This window comes from Enterobacter cloacae complex sp. P17RS, from assembly GCF_014895885.1.
Lineage (GTDB): Bacteria > Pseudomonadota > Gammaproteobacteria > Enterobacterales > Enterobacteriaceae > Enterobacter > Enterobacter bugandensis.
Genome location: NZ_JADBQK010000028.1, coordinates 94,776 through 112,498 on the forward strand (window position 1 = coordinate 94,776; position 17,723 = coordinate 112,498).

At 55.1% G+C, this 17,723-nt stretch carries 20 protein-coding genes; 13 read left to right on the forward strand and 7 right to left on the reverse strand.

Annotated elements, in window-relative coordinates; genetic code table 11:
- Position 1 precedes the first annotated feature (1 nt).
- The 5 genes from IM265_RS19145 to coaD all read left to right on the forward strand — a co-directional run bounded on the left by IM265_RS19145 (position 2) and on the right by coaD (position 4,697).
- Positions 2-1,102 carry a glycosyltransferase gene (locus IM265_RS19145; RefSeq protein WP_041911667.1) on the forward strand — a complete coding sequence of 367 codons (1,101 nt, stop codon included), beginning with the start codon at positions 2-4 and terminating at the stop codon, positions 1,100-1,102.
- Between the two features lie 11 nt (positions 1,103-1,113).
- The gene (locus IM265_RS19150) at positions 1,114-2,103 is read left to right on the forward strand and encodes a glycosyltransferase (protein WP_193031553.1); all 990 of its coding nucleotides are present in this window, start codon (positions 1,114-1,116) and stop codon (positions 2,101-2,103) included.
- Positions 2,104-2,169: 66 nt separating this feature from the next.
- Positions 2,170-3,444, forward strand: coding sequence for a lipid IV(A) 3-deoxy-D-manno-octulosonic acid transferase (gene waaA / locus IM265_RS19155; protein WP_028015020.1), 1,275 nt, complete (start codon positions 2,170-2,172; stop codon positions 3,442-3,444).
- The gene (locus IM265_RS19160; RefSeq protein ID WP_193031551.1) at positions 3,444-4,214 is read left to right on the forward strand and encodes a glycosyltransferase family 2 protein; all 771 of its coding nucleotides are present in this window, start codon (positions 3,444-3,446) and stop codon (positions 4,212-4,214) included. Before waaA ends, IM265_RS19160 begins: the two co-directional genes overlap by 1 nt.
- Positions 4,215-4,217: 3 nt before the next feature.
- Positions 4,218-4,697 carry a pantetheine-phosphate adenylyltransferase gene (gene coaD / locus IM265_RS19165; RefSeq protein ID WP_025758454.1) on the forward strand — a complete coding sequence of 160 codons (480 nt, stop codon included), beginning with the start codon at positions 4,218-4,220 and terminating at the stop codon, positions 4,695-4,697.
- Between the two features lie 2 nt (positions 4,698-4,699).
- Here the strand turns inward: coaD and mutM are convergent, their stop codons facing one another.
- The 4 genes from mutM to radC form a co-directional block, all read right to left on the reverse strand.
- Positions 4,700-5,509, reverse strand: coding sequence for a bifunctional DNA-formamidopyrimidine glycosylase/DNA-(apurinic or apyrimidinic site) lyase (mutM, locus tag IM265_RS19170; RefSeq protein WP_028015018.1), 810 nt, complete (start codon positions 5,507-5,509; stop codon positions 4,700-4,702).
- Between the two features lie 72 nt (positions 5,510-5,581).
- Positions 5,582-5,749 carry a 50S ribosomal protein L33 gene (gene rpmG / locus IM265_RS19175; RefSeq protein WP_003024094.1) on the reverse strand — a complete coding sequence of 56 codons (168 nt, stop codon included), beginning with the start codon at positions 5,747-5,749 and terminating at the stop codon, positions 5,582-5,584.
- Between the two features lie 22 nt (positions 5,750-5,771).
- Positions 5,772-6,008, reverse strand: a complete 237-nt coding sequence (gene rpmB / locus IM265_RS19180) for a 50S ribosomal protein L28 (RefSeq protein ID WP_002436699.1) — start codon at positions 6,006-6,008, stop codon at positions 5,772-5,774.
- 218 nt (positions 6,009-6,226) lie between these two features.
- Complete coding sequence (gene radC / locus IM265_RS19185; RefSeq protein WP_028015017.1) at positions 6,227-6,892, reverse strand: DNA repair protein RadC; 666 nt, start codon at positions 6,890-6,892, stop codon at positions 6,227-6,229.
- Between the two features lie 174 nt (positions 6,893-7,066).
- Between radC and coaBC the strand changes: the two genes are divergently transcribed.
- The 3 genes from coaBC to slmA all read left to right on the forward strand — a co-directional run bounded on the left by coaBC (position 7,067) and on the right by slmA (position 9,429).
- Positions 7,067-8,278, forward strand: a complete 1,212-nt coding sequence (coaBC, locus tag IM265_RS19190) for a bifunctional phosphopantothenoylcysteine decarboxylase/phosphopantothenate--cysteine ligase CoaBC (RefSeq protein WP_028015016.1) — start codon at positions 7,067-7,069, stop codon at positions 8,276-8,278.
- Positions 8,256-8,714 (forward strand): dUTP diphosphatase, encoded by a 459-nt coding sequence (dut, locus tag IM265_RS19195; protein WP_015570042.1) that lies wholly within the window; start codon positions 8,256-8,258, stop codon positions 8,712-8,714. Before coaBC ends, dut begins: the two co-directional genes overlap by 23 nt.
- Positions 8,715-8,832: 118 nt before the next feature.
- Complete coding sequence (gene slmA, locus IM265_RS19200; protein WP_028015015.1) at positions 8,833-9,429, forward strand: nucleoid occlusion factor SlmA; 597 nt, start codon at positions 8,833-8,835, stop codon at positions 9,427-9,429.
- 41 nt (positions 9,430-9,470) lie between these two features.
- Here slmA and pyrE read toward each other — a convergent pair whose 3' ends face one another.
- On the reverse strand, positions 9,471-10,112 hold the full coding sequence (pyrE, locus tag IM265_RS19205; protein ID WP_193031549.1) for an orotate phosphoribosyltransferase: 642 nt from the start codon (positions 10,110-10,112) through the stop codon (positions 9,471-9,473).
- A gap of 68 nt (positions 10,113-10,180) precedes the next feature.
- On the reverse strand, positions 10,181-10,897 hold the full coding sequence (gene rph, locus IM265_RS19210) for a ribonuclease PH (protein ID WP_010426431.1): 717 nt from the start codon (positions 10,895-10,897) through the stop codon (positions 10,181-10,183).
- A 125-nt stretch (positions 10,898-11,022) separates the two neighbouring features.
- Between rph and IM265_RS19215 the strand changes: the two genes are divergently transcribed.
- Both IM265_RS19215 and IM265_RS19220 read left to right on the forward strand, forming a co-directional pair.
- Positions 11,023-11,886, forward strand: coding sequence for a YicC/YloC family endoribonuclease (locus IM265_RS19215; RefSeq protein WP_193031547.1), 864 nt, complete (start codon positions 11,023-11,025; stop codon positions 11,884-11,886).
- A 206-nt stretch (positions 11,887-12,092) separates the two neighbouring features.
- The gene (locus IM265_RS19220; RefSeq protein WP_023334014.1) at positions 12,093-12,710 is read left to right on the forward strand and encodes a trimeric intracellular cation channel family protein; all 618 of its coding nucleotides are present in this window, start codon (positions 12,093-12,095) and stop codon (positions 12,708-12,710) included.
- Between the two features lie 2 nt (positions 12,711-12,712).
- On the opposite strand, the gene ligB is transcribed toward IM265_RS19220, so the two are convergent.
- On the reverse strand, positions 12,713-14,383 hold the full coding sequence (gene ligB, locus IM265_RS19225) for an NAD-dependent DNA ligase LigB (RefSeq protein WP_193031545.1): 1,671 nt from the start codon (positions 14,381-14,383) through the stop codon (positions 12,713-12,715).
- A 251-nt stretch (positions 14,384-14,634) separates the two neighbouring features.
- Between ligB and gmk the strand changes: the two genes are divergently transcribed.
- The 3 genes from gmk to spoT are packed head-to-tail and all read left to right on the forward strand — an operon-like array spanning position 14,635 to position 17,722.
- Entirely contained in the window at positions 14,635-15,258 is a 624-nt protein-coding gene (gmk, locus tag IM265_RS19230) for a guanylate kinase (RefSeq protein ID WP_010426438.1), read from the forward strand.
- Positions 15,259-15,312: 54 nt separating this feature from the next.
- The gene (gene rpoZ / locus IM265_RS19235; RefSeq protein ID WP_000135058.1) at positions 15,313-15,588 is read left to right on the forward strand and encodes a DNA-directed RNA polymerase subunit omega; all 276 of its coding nucleotides are present in this window, start codon (positions 15,313-15,315) and stop codon (positions 15,586-15,588) included.
- Positions 15,589-15,607: 19 nt separating this feature from the next.
- Entirely contained in the window at positions 15,608-17,722 is a 2,115-nt protein-coding gene (gene spoT, locus IM265_RS19240; protein WP_045630233.1) for a bifunctional GTP diphosphokinase/guanosine-3',5'-bis pyrophosphate 3'-pyrophosphohydrolase, read from the forward strand.
- The last annotated feature ends 1 nt before the right edge of the window (position 17,723 follow it).

The following is a 17,723-nucleotide window of genomic DNA, read 5'->3' on the forward strand; positions in this document are numbered from 1 at the left end:
AATGCGCATCCTAATGATTATTGATGGTTTACCCGGTGGGGGAGCTGAAAAAACAGTTCTTACACTTTCCAGCGGATTAACGGAAATGGGGCATCAGGTCTCCCTTTTCTCTCTGCGGAAAGTGTGTGATTACGCCATCCCGGAAGGCATTGATTATCAGGTGGTCCAGGATACCTGCAAAAAACCGTGGCGCAAGTTGACGGAGATCCCACGCCGAGCCCGCCTGCTGGATCAGGCAATTGAGCGGGCTGAGCGCAGCGGAAAATTTGACGTTGTGTTCTCTCATCTGCACAAAACTGACCGCATTGTGGCGCACTGCCGCGCGCTGGAGCGTGAAAAAGTCTGGTTCTGCGTGCATGGCATGTTCTCTTTCTCCTATCTTCGCCATCGCAGCGGGCTGTCGCGCTGGTTTAAGCATCTTAAAATTCGTCATACCTACGAAAACCGAAACGTTGTCGCCGTCTCAGGCGCCGTGCTGAAAGACCTTTCCGAGACCCTGGCTCTGAAACTCCGGCGTAAAGCGGTTATCCATAATCCTTTTGATATCCCTGAAATTCAGCGTCTGGCGGATGCCCCCTTCGAGATGCAAGGGAAGGATTACATCATCCATGTCGGCCGCTTCCATGAACACAAACGCCACGACCGTCTTTTACGCGCGTTCGCACAGAGCCAGCTCGACACTACGCTTGTCATGATGGGCAATGGTTCCGAAGCCAAAATTCAAAAGCTCAAACAGCTTGCCCGCGACCTGGGTATTGAAGACAAGACGGTTTTCCGTCCCTTCGACTCCAATCCCTACCCCTGGATTAAAGGGGCACGCCTCTTAGTGTTAAGTTCTGACTGCGAAGGTTTTGGTAATGTGCTGGTGGAATCCATTATCTGCCAGACGCCACCGGTCAGTACCAATTGTCCGGGTGGCCCCGCAGAAATCCTCACCGGCGCCTTAGCGCGCGGGCTGGCAGAGCTAAATGACGCGTCACTGGCAAAAACCCTGGTAGATATTTATACCGCCCCGCCGGTCGTTGGCGATGCAACGATTGCGTCGTTCGGTATCAATGCCATTTGCCAGCAGTACATTGCTTTGGTCGACAATCAAAAATAATCAGGTTTCTTATGCAAAATTCAGCGCCATTGTTAAGCGTGGTGGTTGCCGTTTATAACGGCGAAGCTTTTCTGGATCAGTTCTTTACCTGCCTTGTGAATCAACGCATCGACAGCATGGAAGTCATTATTGTCAATGATGGCTCAACTGACCGCTCGATGCAGATCGTCGAAAGCTGGCTTGAAAAACTGCCGCAGATGCAGGTGATTGAACAGCAAAACCAGGGCGTTTCCATTGCGCGAAATACCGGCCTGGCCGTTGCAACCGGTCAGTATCTCTCTTTCCCGGATATTGATGACGTCTTCAAACCTGGCATGTACCAGCGTCTGCTGGATATGGCCGTCACGCAGGATCTGGATGTCGCCACCTGCAACGGCAACTACGTCTGGGAAAATGATAAGAAACCGTCTCGACCTATCTTCCCCGAGGATAAACTCGCCTCAACGGGCGTTATGACGGGCCCAGCATGGTTAAAGATGGCGCTGGATTCACGTAAGTTCCTGCACGTGACCTGGCTTAATATCTATCGCCACGATTTTATTCGTAAACACAATTTCCATTTCGAACCCGGGCTGCGCCATCAGGATATCCCGTGGACCACCGAGGTGCTGCTTGCCGCAGAGCGCGTTCAGTACACCAGTGAACGCTTTTATGACTACTACATTCACTCTGCCTCGGTATCGCATACGCCGGATAATGACGACACGCTGATCCGCTCCGCGCGCCACTACATGAAAATCCTGCAGATGCTTGATGCCATTAACCAGCGTTACCCGGATAAAGTGAAAAATATCCCCGCCTGCCACTGGCAAATCGCCAAAGAGGGGCTGGGGATCATTCATACCTTCGACAACATGAAGGATGAGACAAAGAAAACAATGATTATCAAAGAGTTCTTCGACACCGGGATCTGGAAGCTTATCTGGAAAAGTGCCAAAAGCCCGCGTTTGCGCTGGCGCCTGGGCCGACGCTACTTCCGTTTAAAACGGTATCTGGCATAAGAGATAGCTTTACCTGGCTTAAATGCTTAGAATTTGCCCGCCGAAACTAAAAAGACGGATAATCGCTTGGAATTGTTGTATACCGCCCTGCTCTATATCATTCAGCCACTGGTGTGGCTGAGACTGTTGCTTCGTAGCCGTAAAGCGCCTGCGTATCGTAAACGCTGGGCTGAACGCTATGGCTTTTGCCGCAATAAAGTCGCCCCGGACGGTATTTTGCTGCATTCCGTTTCTGTCGGTGAAACGCTGGCGGCGATCCCGCTGGTTCGCGCTCTGCGCCACCGCTACCCATCTCTGCCGATTACCGTCACCACCATGACGCCAACCGGCTCAGAGCGCGCGCTATCCGCGTTTGGTAAAGACGTTCATCACGTCTACCTCCCTTACGATCTGCCCTGCGCTATGAATCGTTTCCTGAACACCGTTCGCCCGAAGCTAGTGATCGTGATGGAAACCGAGCTGTGGCCGAACATGATTTCCGCTCTGCACGCCCGTAAAATTCCGCTGGTGATTGCCAACGCGCGCCTGTCAGAGCGCTCGGCGAAAGGCTACGGCAAGCTGGGCAAATTTATGCGCCGCCTGTTGAGCAAAATCACGCTGATTGCCGCGCAGAACGAAGAAGACGCGGCGCGCTTTATCTCCCTGGGCCTGAAGCGCAACCAGCTTGCTGTGACCGGCAGCCTGAAATTCGATATTTCCGTTACCCCTGAACTGGCCGCCCGCGCCATCACGCTACGCCGCCAGTGGGCTCCGCGTCGCCAGGTCTGGATAGCGACCAGTACTCATGAGGGCGAAGAGGCGATCATCCTGCAGGCGCACCGTAAGCTGCTGGAAACCTTCCCGGACCTACTGCTGATTCTGGTGCCTCGTCACCCCGAACGTTTTAAAGATGCCCGCGAAATGGTGCAGAAAGGCGGCTTCAGCTTCACCCTGCGCAGCAGCGGAGAGATCCCTTCCGGCAGTACCCAGGTGGTGATTGGCGATACGATGGGCGAACTGATGCTGCTCTACGGCATTGCTGACCTCGCCTTTGTTGGCGGCAGCCTGGTGGAGCGCGGAGGCCATAACCCGCTGGAGCCGGCAGCCCACGCCATTCCTGTGCTGATGGGTCCACACACGTTTAACTTCAAAGATATCTGCGCTAAATTGCAGCAGGCCGATGGTTTAATTACCGTGACCGATGCGGACTCGGTCGTCAAAGAAGTATCGACCCTTCTGACGGATGAAGATTATCGCCTGTGGTATGGTCGCCACGCCGTCGAAGTGCTGCACCAGAACCAGGGCGCACTCACCCGTCTGCTGCAGCTTCTGCAACCTTATCTGCCTCAGCGGAGCCACTAATGTCTACGCGTCTGTCGGTCGTCATGATCGCCAAAAACGCCGCCGACCTGCTTCCGGATTGCCTGGCCTCCATCGCCTGGGCTGACGAAATTGTTATCCTCGACTCCGGAAGCACGGACAACACGGTGGACATCGCCCGGGCTGCGGGCGCAAAAGTCTTTACCGATACCGACTGGCAGGGCTACGGCATTCAGCGCCAGCGCGCGCAGGGTCACGCCACGGGCGATTATGTGCTGATGATCGACACCGACGAGCGCGTCACCCCGGAACTCCAGCAGGCCATTCAGGCGGTGCTTTCCTCACCCCAGCCTGGCGCCGTATACAGCATCGCGCGTCGTAACTACTTCCTTGGCCGCTTCATGCGCCACAGTGGCTGGTATCCGGATCGCGTAATCCGCCTCTACGAGCGCGGGCGCTTTCAGTACAACGACAATCTTGTCCATGAGTCACTGGCCTGCGACGGCGCCCAGGTCATCCCCCTGACGGGTGATTTGCTGCATCTGACCTGCCGTGATTTCGCCAGCTTCCAGCAAAAGCAGCTCAACTATGCCACCGCATGGGCGCAGGAACGCCACCAGCGCGGCAAGAAGGCCTCGCTGACAGGAATCTTCACCCACACGCTGGGCGCGTTTCTGAAAACGCTGCTGCTGCGCGGCGGCGTGCTGGATGGTAAGCAGGGCTGGTTACTGGCGGTAGTGAATGCCCAGTATACTTTCAACAAATACACCGAGCTGTGGGCGCTCTGCCGCGGCTACTCAGAGAAAACGTGAGCCATGAGCACAAAAGCGATTTATCCGGGTACCTTCGATCCGATCACTAACGGTCATCTTGACATCATTACCCGTGCAGCGTGCATGTTCGACAAGGTGATCCTGGCGATTGCCGCCAGCCCCAGCAAAAAGCCGATGTTTGATCTCAACGAGCGCGTGCAACTTGCCACCGACGCCATTTCGCACCTGCCGAATGTTGAAGTTGTCGGGTTCAGCGATCTGATGGCGAACTTCGCCCGCGCCCAGCAGGCCAATATTCTGATTCGTGGCCTGCGCGCGGTGGCAGACTTCGAGTATGAGATGCAGCTGGCGCACATGAACCGCCACCTGATGCCGGAGCTGGAAAGCGTATTCCTGATGCCGTCAAAAGAGTGGTCGTTTATCTCGTCCACGCTGGTAAAAGAGGTGGCGCGCCATCACGGGGACGTTACCCATTTCCTGCCGGATAACGTCCACCAGGCGCTGATGGAAAAGCTAAAGTAGTTCTATTTCTGACACTGGCGGCAGTAGAACGTGGCGCGCTGGGCGTGCTTCGTGGCAATAATCGGCGTCCCGCATGCCCTGCATGGCTCGCCCTTACGGCCATACACCTGCAGCTCCTGGGCAAAATAGCCTGGTTTACCGTCGCTTTGCAGAAAATCCTTCAGGGTGGTCCCGCCTTGCTCAATCGAGCGCAGCAGCACTGCTTTAATGACCCGAACCAGCAGCTCACACTCCTGCGCGGACAGCGACGAGGCCAGCCGATCGGGATGGATCCCGGCCGCAAACAGCGATTCACTGGCGTAAATATTCCCCACGCCGACCACCAGCTTGTTATCCATCAGCCAGGGCTTGATCGGGGTCTTTTTCTTCGCGCACTTCTCTTTCAGGTAGTCCGCATTAAACGCGTCTGAAAGCGGCTCAGGGCCCAGATGCGCCAGCACGTTGTGTCCTTCCAGCTCCTTCGTCCACAGCCACGCGCCAAAGCGCCGCGGATCGGTGTAGCGGAGCACTTTGCCGTTGCTCATTACCAGGTCGACGTGATCGTGTTTTTCCGCAGGCAATTCTTCGGTCAAGATGCGCAGGCTCCCGGACATTCCAAGATGGATAATGATCCAGCCGTCAGGCAGCTCCAGCAGCAGGTATTTCGCGCGGCGCTGCACGCTAAGGACGGGTTTGTCGCTTAACGCGTGGATCTCATCGGACACCGGCCAGCGCAGTCGTCCATTGCGAACGACGGCATGAAGAATAGTCGCGCCGACCAGATGGGGCTCAATGCCGCGACGGCTGGTCTCTACCTCAGGTAATTCAGGCATGGTTCCTCCGTTGAGATGCAGAATGCAAAAAACCCCGCAGTTGCGGGGTTTTTCAATACAAGGAGGCTAAAATTATTTGATTTTAGCTTCTTTGTACAGTACGTGCTGGCGTACAACTGGATCGAATTTTTTCAGTTCCAGTTTTTCCGGCTTAGTACGTTTGTTCTTCGTGGTGGTGTAGAAGTGACCTGTACCAGCAGAAGAAACCAGCTTGATTTTCTCGCGAATACCTTTAGCCATGATTTATTTCCTCTTTAAGTACTTAGTACTTTTCGCCACGGGCACGCAGTTCAGACAGAACTGTATCGATGCCTTTCTTATCGATTACACGCATACCTTTAGCAGATACACGCAGGGTGACAAAACGCTTCTCGCTCTCAACCCAGAAACGGTGAGAGTGCAGGTTCGGCAGGAAACGGCGTTTAGTCGCGTTCAGTGCGTGGGAACGGTTGTTACCGGTCACCGGACGCTTGCCAGTAACTTGGCAGACTCGGGACATGTCTATTCTCCAAAAATCAAATTAGCTCGAGCTTCGTATGGGGTATCGGCGCCTCGTCAGGCTTTACAGCCCGGTCATCGCGTAGTTCTAAGTGAACTCTCGATTGCCAGGCCCAAATGCCAAACCCGAGATTCTCAAAGGTGGCGTAGTATACGCTGACTCGGCGGTGTGCTCAAGTCCCGAACAGACAAAGATCCCGATGGATCGCGAGAAATAGCCTAAATCCAGCCATGTTCTGCAAAAGAAATGTACTCGCCGCGGCCAATTATCAGATGGTCCAGAACACGAATGTCCATGAATTGACAGCATTTGATAATGCGTTCGGTGATTTCTTTGTCAGCTCTGCTCGGTTCTGCACAGCCAGAGGGGTGATTATGCGCGAGGATCACCCCCGCTGCATTCACTTTTATCGCTTCACGCACAATTTCACGCGGATGTACCTCAACGTGGCTCAGTGTACCCGAAAACAGGCGGCTGTGCTTCAGTACCCGGTTCCTGTTGTCGAGAAAGATCACCATAAAGATCTCCCGCTCCAGACCAGATAGCTGGCTTTGCAAAAATTCGCGGGTCATGTCAGGGGTAAGGATCGGATCTTGCTCCTCCATCTGTACGTTATAAAATCGCCGGGCAAGTTCAGCAATACCCCGTAACTGGGCATACTTCGCGACGCCAATGCCTTCTACGTGCGTAAACGCCTCCAGTTCGGCTGTCAGCAAACCATGTAGTGAACCAAAATGGTCTATCAGATTTTTCGCCAGCGTAAATACCGTTTTTCCCTTCGTACCTGTACGTAAAAAGAGCGCCAGCAGCTCCTCGTCTTTTAATAACGCGACGCCATGACGCAGCATTTTTTCGCGCGGTAGCAGCAGTTCAGTCTCTTCCATGCCCGGCCTCCTTCTGTTTGCCATTATGCTGCCACAGGCAAATCCGGGGCTCGACGCTGAGGTTTCGTTCTTGCGTAGCGCCTCGCAAAGTGCATAAAGGACTTCATCACCCCCCTATTTGGGATTGTGGTAAAATGCCCGCTCTCTGGTGAAACCCAACAGGAAAGAATCATGATGAGCCTGGCCGGTAAAAAAATCGTTCTTGGCGTGAGCGGCGGCATTGCTGCCTATAAAGCGCCGGAGCTGGTGCGTCGTCTGCGCGAGCGCGGGGCGGACGTGCGGGTCGCGATAACCGAAGGCGGTAAAGCCTTTATCACCCCTCTGAGCCTGCAGGCGGTTTCAGGATACCCGGTATCTGACAGCCTGCTCGATCCGGCCGCCGAAGCCGCGATGGGGCATATTGAGCTTGGGAAATGGGCCGATCTGGTGATTCTTGCCCCTGCCACGGCAGATTTAATTGCCCGCGTGGCGGCTGGTATGGCGAACGATCTGGTTTCGACCATTTGCCTCGCGACGCCTGCGCCCGTCGCCGTTGTGCCCGCCATGAACCAGCAGATGTACCGCAATGCCGCCACCCAGCATAATCTGGAGACGCTGGCTTCGCGCGGCCTGCTTGTCTGGGGCCCGGACAGCGGCAGCCAGGCCTGCGGCGACGTTGGCCCGGGGCGTATGCTCGACCCGTTGACGATTGTGGATATGGCCGCCGCCCATTTTTCACCTGTCAACGACCTGCAACATCTCAACATCATGATTACCGCGGGCCCGACGCGCGAGCCGCTGGACCCGGTGCGTTACATCACCAACCACAGCTCCGGCAAAATGGGCTTTGCAATTGCTGCCGCAGCGGCAAAACGCGGTGCTAACGTCACGCTGGTCAGCGGCCCGGTCTCGTTACCTACGCCACCTTTTGTACAGCGTATTAATGTTACCACTGCGCTGGAGATGGAAGCCGCCGTGCAGGCTCATGCGCAACGCCAGCAGATTTTTATCGGCTGTGCGGCCGTGGCAGACTATCGCGCCGAGACCATCGCCGAGTCTAAAATCAAAAAGCAAGGCGATGAATTAACACTGAAAATGGTGAAAAACCCGGACATTGTTGCCGGTGTCGCCGCATTAAAAAGCCATCGTCCTTACGTTGTTGGATTTGCCGCAGAAACGAATAATGTGGAAGAATATGCCCGGCAAAAACGTACCCGCAAAAACCTCGATTTAATTTGCGCGAACGACGTATCGCTGGCCACGCAAGGATTTAATAGCGACAGCAACGCACTGCACCTTTTCTGGCAGGATGGAGATAAAATCTTACCGCTTGAGCGCAAGGAACTCCTGGGCCAACAATTACTGGACGAGATCGTTACCCGTTATGATGAAAAAAATCGACGTTAAGATTCTGGACCCGCGTGTTGGCGAGCAATTCCCGCTGCCAACCTATGCCACCTCCGGCTCTGCCGGACTTGACCTGCGCGCCTGTCTCGATGACGCCGTAGAACTGGCTCCCGGTGCCACTACCCTGATCCCGACTGGCCTGGCGATCCACATTGCAGACCCGTCTCTGGCGGCAGTGATCCTGCCGCGCTCGGGTCTGGGCCATAAGCACGGCGTAGTGCTGGGTAACCTGGTCGGCCTGATCGACTCCGACTACCAGGGTCAGCTGATGGTGTCCGTCTGGAACCGTGGTCAGGACAGCTTCACCATTGAACCGGGCGAGCGTATCGCGCAGATGGTTTTTGTACCGGTGGTACAGGCAGAATTTAACCTGGTGGCAGATTTTGATGCCACCGACCGTGGCGAAGGCGGCTTCGGCCATTCCGGGCGCAAATAACCGCCCGACACACGTATCTCGCAGCGCCATAACGCAATAACAAACCGCAAACGTCAGTTTGCGGTCGCTGTGTGGATGCCAGCCTGGCAAGTGCTTATTTTCAGGGGTATTTTGTAACATGGCAGAAAAACAAACCGCGAAAAGGAATCGTCGCGAAGAAATACTTCAATCTCTGGCTCTGATGCTTGAATCCAGCGATGGCAGTCAACGCATCACCACCGCCAAACTGGCCGCCTCTGTGGGCGTGTCTGAGGCGGCGCTGTATCGTCATTTCCCCAGCAAAACAAAAATGTTCGACAGCCTGATCGAGTTTATTGAAGACAGTCTGATCACGCGCATTAACCTGATTCTGAAAGATGAAAAAGATACCACCGCGCGTCTTCGTCTGATTGTGCTGTTAATTCTGGGCTTTGGGGAGCGCAATCCGGGTTTAACCCGTATCCTGACCGGCCACGCGCTGATGTTTGAGCAGGACAGGCTGCAGGGCCGCATCAATCAGCTTTTTGAGCGTATTGAAGCGCAGCTGCGCCAGGTGCTGCGCGAGAAGAAAATGCGTGAAGGCGAAGGATACAATACGGATGAGACATTGCTGGCAAGCCAGATTCTGGCGTTTTGTGAAGGCATGCTCTCCCGCTTTGTGCGCAGCGAATTCAAATACCGACCAACGGACGATTTTGACGCCCGCTGGCCGTTAGTGGCAGCGCAGCTGCAGTAGCACCGCAGGCCCGGTAAGCGTAGCGCCGCCGGGCAATTCAATTACACGCCAAACTCTTCGCGATACGCCCGCACCGCCGCCAGGTGATCCGCCATCTCTGGCTTCTCTTCCAGATACGCAATCAGGTCTTTCAGAGTGATGATAGAGGTCACTTTGCAGCTGTAATCACGCTCTACTTCCTGGATAGCAGAGATATCGCCGCGACCGCGCTCCTGACGATTAAGAGAAATCAGCACGCCAGCCAGCGTCGCACCGTTGGCCTGGATAATCTCCATAGATTCACGGATCGCGGTGCCTGCGGTAATCACGTCGTCGACCAGCATCACGCGGCCCTGCAGCGCACTGCCCACAAGATTACCGCCTTCACCGTGGGTTTTGGCCTCTTTGCGGTTAAAGCAGTACGGCACATCACGGTCATGGTGCTCCGCCAGCGCCACCGCCGTGGTGGTTGCAATCGGAATGCCCTTGTACGCCGGGCCAAACAGCAGGTCGAAATCAATCCCGGAATCCACCAGCGCTTCGGCATAGAAGCGGCCTAACAGTGCCAGATCGCGCCCGGTATTAAACAGCCCGGCGTTGAAGAAATACGGGCTCTTACGCCCGGATTTCAGCGTAAATTCGCCAAACTTAAGTACCTGTTTATTAATCGCAAACTCAATAAACTGGCGCTGATAAGATTTCATGGATTCGCTCCTTTGGTTTTTTCTGTCTTACAGGCAAAAAAAAGGCGACTCATTGGTCGCCTTTAAAATCAATTTTCTAACGCCGCTTTTTGCGTCGTTACAATGGATTCGATTCCCCCTCGGGCCAACGCCAGCAGGGAGAGAAGTTCTTCATGGGTGAACGGCTCACCTTCCGCCGTCCCCTGCACCTCAATGATGCGACCATCTTCGGTCATCACCACGTTCATGTCGGTCTCGGCGGCAGAATCTTCAACATATTCCAGATCGCAAAGCGCTTCACCATTAACGATCCCCACGGAAACCGCCGCGACCATCCCTTTCATAGGGTTGGTTTTCAGCTTACCGGCTGCAACCAGCTTGTTCAGGGCATCGGCCAGCGCCACACAGGCACCGGTAATGGACGCGGTACGCGTGCCGCCATCTGCCTGAATCACGTCGCAGTCCAGGGTAATAGTGAATTCACCGAGGATTTTCAGGTCAACGGCGGCGCGCAGCGCACGTGCGATCAGGCGCTGGATTTCCATGGTACGTCCACCCTGCTTACCCTTTGCCGCTTCACGGGCGTTACGGGTATGGGTCGCGCGTGGCAGCATGCCGTACTCGGCGGTGATCCAGCCCTGGCCCTGACCTTTCAGAAAGCGCGGAACGCCTTCTTCGATGGACGCGGTGCAAAGCACTTTGGTGTCACCAAACTCAACCAGCACGGAGCCTTCAGCGTGTTTTGTATAGTTACGGGTCAGGGTGACGGGACGCACCTGATTGGCGCTACGACCTGATGGACGCATGATGGATTCTCCGGCTTGAAACGAATGTGGCTGCGCATTATACGGATAAAGGACGCTTATTCCTATCCTGAGAAGCCCCCGAAAGCTATAATCCCCCCATCTCTCCTTTAAAAACGGGAATGTCTATGATCCGCAGTATGACCGCCTACGCCCGGCGTGAAATCAAGGGTAGCTGGGGTAGCGCTACCTGGGAAATGCGTTCGGTAAACCAGCGCTATCTGGAAACATATTTCCGTATGCCGGAACAGTTCCGCAGCCTTGAACCTGTGGTGCGCGAGCGTATCCGTACGCGTCTGACCCGCGGGAAAGTGGAATGCAACCTGCGCTTTGAGCCCGATGCCAGCGCACAGGGCGAGCTGATCCTCAACGAAAAACTGGCGAAACAGCTCGTGAATGCGGCGAACTGGGTCAAAATGCAGAGCGATGAAGGCGAAATCAACCCGGTTGATATTCTGCGCTGGCCTGGCGTCATGGCCGCCGGTGAGCAGGATCTGGACGCGATTGCCGCTGAAATTCTGGCAGCCCTCGACGGCACGCTGGACGATTTTATCGTTGCTCGCGAAACCGAAGGCCAGGCACTGAAAGCGATGATTGAGCAGCGCCTTGAAGGCGTCAGCGCTGAAGTGGCGAAGGTTCGCGCCCATATGCCGGAAGTGATGCAGTGGCAGCGCGAGCGTCTGGTCGCCAAGCTGGAAGAAGCGGAAGTTCAGCTGGAAAACACCCGTCTGGAACAAGAGCTGGTGCTGATGGCGCAGCGTATCGATGTTGCTGAAGAGCTGGACCGTCTGGAAGCGCACGTTAAAGAGACCTACAACATCCTGAAGAAGAAGGAAGCTGTAGGCCGCCGCCTGGACTTTATGATGCAGGAGTTCAACCGCGAGTCGAACACTTTGGCGTCTAAGTCTATCAACGCTGAAGTGACCAACTCAGCGATTGAACTCAAGGTTCTGATTGAGCAGATGCGCGAGCAGATCCAGAATATTGAGTAATCGCTTTTTGGATGGCGTCGGCTGACGCCATCCATTATTATTTCTAATCCGAATTCCCGCCTCTTTTCAAATTCAGCAGCCAAGTATCAAAGATATTCAACATGCATTGATTAAATTTTATAGGTGAAACCCAATCGCCTTAGAAAATCTCAATCGTGATCTTGCGCACAAATCGCTAACCTTTCCGCGTTCACACCGGAGGGTATATGCTGCTTCACATTCTTTATCTTATTGGTATCACCGCTGAAGCCATGACTGGCGCTCTCGCCGCCGGGCGTCGCCGGATGGACACCTTCGGCGTGATCATTATTGCCACTGCAACCGCCCTGGGCGGCGGTTCCGTGCGCGATATCCTGCTTGGCCATTACCCGCTCGGCTGGGTGAAACATCCTGAGTATGTGATTATCGTCGCAACGGCTGCCGTATTAACCACCATAGTGGCACCCGTTATGCCCCATCTGCGCCGCCTGTTCCTGGTGCTTGACGCGCTGGGGCTGATCGTCTTTTCTATCATCGGCGCGCAAATCGCGCTCGATATGGGGGAAGGCCCGGTTATCGCCACCATTGCTGCCGTGGTGACGGGCGTTTTCGGCGGCGTGCTGCGCGATATGTTCTGCAAGCGCATTCCTCTGGTCTTTCAAAAAGAGCTGTATGCCGGCATCTCCTTCGCCGCAGCGGTGCTCTACATTGCCCTGCAGCATTACGTTTCAAACCACGACGTGGTGGTCATCTCAACGCTGCTGTTTGGCTTTACGGCCCGCATGCTGGCGCTGCGTCTGAAGCTCGGATTGCCCGTGTTTCACTATAAGCACAGCGCCCACTGATCTCAGAACCCATTGATGTGCTGCTGAGCAAGCCACCTGACCAGCACATCGATCTCTGGCGCGTGCAGCCAGGCAACGATTTGCCGCGCCTTCTCCGCTCCCGTACCCGGCAAGGCCTGCCAGGCCTTTTCACTGCGTTCGCTCATCTTTTGCCACGACACATCTTCCAACGCCTTCAGCGAGGCCTGTGGCAGCGGAACACCCAGCGCCATAATCCAGCGGATAAAAGGCTGCTCATGCACCTGATTAAAGCGATGCCAGAGCGCCAGCCCGCGTGCGGCAGAGAATCCCGGCGTCGACTGCAGCTGCTCCTGCGTTAATAGCAGCCACGAAAAGAGATGTTCAAAATGATGCGCCTGCCAGAGTGTCCGCCAGCCTGACTCACCTAATCCTTCAATGTTGAATACCTGCTTTGAACTGAGCCACGTCAGCCGGGCAAAGAACTGTTCCATACACTCCGGCGAGGCATAAAAGCAACTCAGGGAGTGATAACACGAGGCCGGAGGCTCAGGTTTTTGTCTTTCCGCCCCTCGCCAGACCACCTTATCAAACCGGGGGATACCCTGCCCTGCCAGGCTGACCTGGATCTGATCGCCCGGGGCAATATCCAACCTCTGCCAGCGCCCAACCGAACCGAGACTCACTCGCTGCACCCGTTTATCGTCCAACTGCACAGGCTCAAGTGCCGCCACGACAGAAATTTTGCCCGTGCGCCCCACGGAAAAAAGAATATTCCTGACCTCTGCGACCTGTGCCGCAGGCGAATATTTCCACGCGATAATCCAGTTGCCTTCGCCGGGCAGCCAACTCTCCCCTGTAGGTGGCTCCGCAGACCGAACCACTATGCCATCCGTGGCAAAGGGCAATGCCGTGTTTTGCCAGGCCAAACGCTGTTTTTCAACAGCATCAACCGCTTGTACGGGCAACGTATAGCGCGCCGTCAGGGAAAAGCCTGCGCTGGACAGCTCAGAAAGCCTGTTTTCCATTCCCTTCGGTCCATCCGGCCAGGCCCAGATAAATATTCCTGTCTGGCTCAGAAGCGCGTTGTCCTTTTGTCGCATCATCGCACCCGCCACTTTTGCGCGAGCATTCATTCCGCCCATCTGCCGCTGGACGTGGTTTTCGCGTAACCAGAAAAGCTCCCCCTGTAAGACGCTGTTTGCAAGCGCGCCGGATACCTCCTTGGGCACGGACGGGATCAAACGCACGCGGGCCGTCCAGTCCTCGCCTTTTAACCCATTACCACGGCTGATGGCCCGCGCTAGCTTTCCGTTGCGATACACCAGCGTCACCGCCACGCCATCGACTTTTGGCTGCATCCAGAGATTTTTCCGGCCGTGCATCCAGTGACCCAGCGCTTCTTTGCTGGCTGCTTTACGTACCCCCGTATGGGCAACAGGATGTTTTACGTTTCCCTCCAGCGCAGGTAGGGCGCTCTCAGCAAAATCGTTGCCGAAACAGCGCTGCCACTGGGTTAAACGGCCGTTGAGCTGGTCATACACTTCGTCACTGACCTCGCTCACCCCCAGCTTCCAGTAAGCCTCATCCCAGCGTTTGATTTGTGCACTTAATGACGCAATCTCTTTTTCGGCTTTTGCCTGTGACCACACCGGGCACACCGCCGCCCCGTAACCACACCACAACAGCATTAACCCGCTTATCCACCGCCACATCGCTATCCCTCCTTTGCAATGCAGGAGGTATAACCTGACGTGAGAAACGACGCTAATAGCAACCTTTCACGTTGCGAGGCGCTATCCAGCGTTAATTTTTATTGCTGCAAACCGCAGGTAAAACCTGAAAACGGTACGCAAAATTCAATAATCCAGGGGAAAAAGTGTGACAAAGGCTACGTCACACAGCGGCGACGTGTATAATAAGCCCGTATGTAGGACTTCTTCGTTAACACATACAAAAGACTCTCATGGCTCAAGGCACGCTTTATATTGTTTCTGCCCCTAGCGGCGCGGGTAAATCCAGCCTTATTCAGGCACTGTTAAAAACCCAACCGTTGTACGACACACAGGTTTCTGTTTCTCACACCACGCGAGCGCCGCGTCCGGGTGAAGTGCACGGTGAACACTATTTCTTTGTGGATCACGACGAGTTCAGAGCGATGATCGGCAGAGATGCGTTTCTTGAACACGCAGAAGTGTTTGGTAACTACTACGGCACCTCGCGTGAAACCATTGAGCAGGTTCTGGCGACGGGCGTGAATGTGTTCCTCGACATCGACTGGCAGGGCGCACAGCAAATTCGCAAGAAAATGCCTGACTCGCGCAGTATCTTTATTTTACCGCCGTCGAAGGATGAGCTGGATCGCCGCCTGCGTGGCCGCGGTCAGGACAGTGAAGAAGTCATCGCAAAGCGTATGGAACAGGCAGTTGCAGAAATGAGCCATTACGCGGAATATGATTACCTTATTGTGAATGATGATTTTGATGCCGCGCTGAGCGATCTCAAAACCATTCTTCGCGCAGAACGACTGCGTATGAGCCGCCAGAAGCAGCGACATGACGCATTAATCACCAAACTGTTGGCAGACTGAACCCACTTTCAGTATCATGCCCAGTCATTTCTTCACCTGTGGAGCATTTTAAGTATGGCACGCGTAACTGTTCAGGACGCTGTAGAGAAAATTGGTAACCGTTTTGACCTGGTGCTGGTCGCCGCGCGTCGCGCTCGTCAGATGCAGGTGGGCGGTAAAGATCCGCTGGTACCGGAAGAAAACGATAAAACCACCGTTATTGCACTTCGCGAAATTGAAGAAGGTCTGATCAACAACCAGATCCTCGACGTGCGTGAGCGCCAGGAGCAGCAAGAGCAGGAAGCCGCAGAACTGCAGGCCGTAACCGCCATTGCTGAAGGTCGTCGTTAATTAAACCTGCGGGTCGCCCTTGTATCTGTTTGAAAGCCTGAATCAACTGATTCAAATCTACCTGCCTGAAGACCAGATTAAGCGTCTTCAGCAGGCGTATCTCGTTGCACGTGACGCTCACGAGGGCCAGACACGTTCAAGCGGTGAACCCTACATCACGCACCCGGTTGCGGTAGCCTGTATTCTGGCCGAGATGAAACTCGACTACGAAACGCTGATGGCCGCCCTGCTGCACGACGTGATCGAAGATACCCCTGCCACCTACCAGGATATGGAACAGCTGTTTGGCAAAAGCGTTGCCGAGCTGGTGGAAGGGGTCTCTAAGCTTGATAAGCTGAAATTCCGCGACAAGAAAGAGGCGCAAGCCGAAAACTTCCGCAAGATGATTATGGCGATGGTGCAGGATATCCGCGTCATTCTCATCAAACTCGCTGACCGTACCCACAACATGCGCACGCTGGGCTCACTTCGCCCGGATAAACGTCGCCGCATTGCCCGTGAAACCCTCGAAATTTACAGTCCGCTGGCGCACCGTTTAGGTATCCACCACATCAAAACCGAGCTGGAAGAGCTGGGCTTTGAAGCGTTGTACCCGAACCGCTATCGCGTGATTAAAGAGGTGGTGAAAGCCGCACGCGGTAACCGTAAAGAGATGATTCAAAAGATCCTCTCTGAAATTGAAGGGCGTTTGCAGGAAGCGGGAATCCCGTGCCGCGTCAGCGGTCGCGAAAAACATCTTTACTCCATCTACTGCAAAATGGTGCTCAAAGAGCAGCGTTTTCACTCGATCATGGATATCTACGCGTTCCGCGTAATCGTCCACGACTCTGACACCTGCTACCGCGTGCTGGGGCAGATGCACAGCCTCTATAAACCGCGCCCGGGGCGCATGAAAGATTACATCGCCATTCCGAAAGCGAACGGCTATCAATCTTTGCATACCTCGATGATCGGTCCGCACGGCGTGCCTGTTGAAGTGCAGATCCGCACCGAAGACATGGACCAGATGGCAGAGATGGGTGTAGCCGCACACTGGGCTTACAAAGAGCACGGTGGCGAAAGCAGCACCACCGCGCAAATCCGCGCCCAGCGCTGGATGCAGAGCCTGCTGGAGCTTCAGCAGAGTGCGGGTAGCTCGTTCGAATTTATCGAGAGCGTTAAATCCGATCTCTTCCCGGATGAGATTTACGTTTTCACCCCAGAAGGTCGCATTGTCGAACTGCCTGCGGGCGCAACGCCGGTCGACTTCGCCTACGCCGTGCATACCGATATCGGGCACGCCTGCGTGGGCGCGCGCGTCGACAGACAGCCTTACCCGCTGTCACAGCCGCTCTCCAGCGGCCAGACGGTCGAAATTATTACCGCGCCGGGTGCACGTCCGAACGCGGCCTGGCTGAACTTTGTCGTGAGTTCCAAAGCGCGCGCCAAAATTCGTCAGCTGTTGAAAAACCTCAAGCGCGATGACTCCGTGAGCCTGGGGCGTCGTCTGCTCAACCACGCGTTGGGCGGCAGCCGTAAGCTGGCAGAGATCCCACCGGAGCATATTCAGCGTGAACTCGACCGTATGAAGCTCACGTCTCTGGACGATCTGCTGGCGGAAATTGGTCTGGGTAACGCGATGAGTGTCGTGGTGGCGAAAAACCTGCAGCAGGGCGAAGCGACGCCATCTGCTCCAGGCGCATCCGGCCATGCTCATCTGCCGATCAAAGGCGCGGACGGGGTGCTGATCACCTTCGCAAAATGTTGCCGTCCAATCCCTGGCGACCCGATTATTGCGCACGTCAGTCCGGGCAAAGGGCTGGTTATCCACCATGAATCCTGTCGTAACATTCGCGGCTACCAGAAAGAAGCCGAGAAGTTTATGGCGGTCGAGTGGGATAAAGAGACGGCGCAGGAATTTATCACCGAAATTAAGGTGGATATGTTCAACCACCAGGGTGCCCTGGCGAACCTGACGGCAGCCATCAACACGGCCTCGTCCAACATTCAGAGCCTGAATACGGAAGAAAAAGACGGCCGCGTCTATAGCGCCTTTATCCGTCTGACCGCTCGCGACCGCGTGCATCTGGCGAACATTATGCGCAAGATCCGCGTCATGCCGGACGTGATTAAAGTCACCCGAAACCGAAACTAGG